The sequence below is a fragment of the Flavobacterium sasangense DSM 21067 genome (assembly GCF_000686885.1).
Taxonomy (GTDB): domain Bacteria; phylum Bacteroidota; class Bacteroidia; order Flavobacteriales; family Flavobacteriaceae; genus Flavobacterium; species Flavobacterium sasangense.
In genome coordinates this window covers 1-1,848 of sequence record NZ_JMLU01000060.1, presented here as the reverse complement: position 1 = coordinate 1,848, position 1,848 = coordinate 1, and the positions used below count along the sequence as shown (strand labels likewise).

General features: G+C 30.4%; 1 protein-coding gene. It reads right to left on the bottom strand.

All coding sequences use genetic code 11. The features are described 5' to 3' along the window. Positions 1 to 162: 162 nt before the first annotated feature. Positions 163 to 1,389 carry an EreD family erythromycin esterase gene (ere(D), locus tag BP92_RS0113675; RefSeq protein WP_017686219.1) on the bottom strand — a complete coding sequence of 409 codons (1,227 nt, stop codon included), beginning with the start codon at positions 1,387 to 1,389 and terminating at the stop codon, positions 163 to 165. Positions 1,390 to 1,848: the final 459 nt, after the last annotated feature.

Here is a 1,848-nt window from a genome sequence, read left to right as displayed (position 1 = left end):
TTAGTTAGTGTTTGATTTAAAGTCTGTTTTGTATTTGTTGTTTCCGCTCCGAAATCTGCCGATTTCTTCGCTACTGCTACAAGCAAAGGAACGTTATGTGAAAGAATAAAACGGCACCTCCAAAAAAGAAAGTACCGTTTCGAAATCAAATTTACATTATTCTCAATCCACTATTTCTGAAACAGTTGATTTTTCTATTAGGAAAATCCCATCAAAAGAATCTACTATTTCAGTTTTTAGATGTATAGAATCAAAACGAATCTTACTACAATTTTTTAATTCCTTACTTTTATTGATTATTAAACAGCATTCTTTTCCTGATAATTCCTGCATAAAAAATTCAACAGAATCCGACTCTGGAGAATCAAGTGGAAATTTATCAACCCTAAAACCAAATTGATAATCATTATCAGGATACAATGCGGCAGTTTCTCCACGTAGATTAGTTATTGCAAATGCTTTGTATTTTTCTCCAAAAGTCATCGAAAGTCTTTGCCCCATTGGATAACAACTAATAAATCCGTCAAAATCGACCGGAGTTTTTTGAATGTGAGCATTGTGGGCAACTAAAATAATCTTTTTACCAAGTGAATTTTTCAAAAACCAATCAATACTTTCTGCCATATACTGGTCTTTTGCTCCCATATCTCCCTCAATTCCCTTTTCAGTAATGAAGCTTTCCATAGCATCAGCATTATAATTCATATAAATCAAGCCTTTAACTTGATGAAGTATCGATTGAAACTCTAAACTTTCCAGTTTTGGTTGAAGAGTGACCAAACGAATGTAAACTTTTAATAGCAATGCTTTTAATTCATTATGTTCTGCTTCGTCAAAAAGCGATAAATTTAACGCAAGCTGAGAAGTCGAATAGAAATCAAATTTTTCAGCAAGATTTAAAATCTTCTGTAAGACATCAGAAGAAACGATTGAAAGTCTTTGTAAATAATCAGACACAATGTGAAAGTTTGGAAAATAAGAACCTCCATTTTTAGGAATATCAACACCCAAAAAGGTAATTTGATTATTATTGTCTTGATTATACCGACGAAGCCATAGCAAAGTATCTTTAAACTCATTTGGATAATAAAAGTGTGACAGTAACTTATCCAAATCGTCGAATGGAATTTGTGATTTTATCCACTTATCAACTTCTAATCCTTCAGAAAAACCAAACTCAAATGCCAAGGTGTCAAAATCACATTCAGTTACTAAAAACTCAATAACTTGATGTCTGAATTTAAAAAACTCTTTTATAAAATGTGAGTTTTCGCCTAAACCAACAATTGTAGAAGAATCAAAATATTCTCGAAATTGAAAAAGACTTTGCTTTATAGATGTATTATTTTCCGAATTAAACGGAAAAGTTAAAGGTTTTATATTTTTCATTATTAACTTATTTTAAATTAAAAATTAACGTACTAAAAAGTAATCATCTCAAAAAAGACGATTTAATCATTTACTTTAATTTTTAATTACCAAGGCTTGCTGAAATACATAAAATGTGAATTATTTGAATACAAAGATACTAAAAATTCCTTCACATAACATCGCATTGGCAAAATGGCGGGTTAAGTGCTAACTTAAAACTTTCTACATTTTATTCCGCCGAATGTGTTCCACATTCAGCTTTTTTTTAATAATTTAGCTTCTGTGAAAACACATCGGCTACGTTACTGCTAAATTGAACTTTCCGTCCAATTTATCCGCCACTTCGCCAATGCGTTTCCCGTTGGCAGAAACCTTAGAAAAACGGAACGATAAAAAAGTAATGAATATTAATAATCTAAATAAGTAAAAATTATGAAAAAAATAATACCGTTTATCATTTTAATATTGAATTTAACA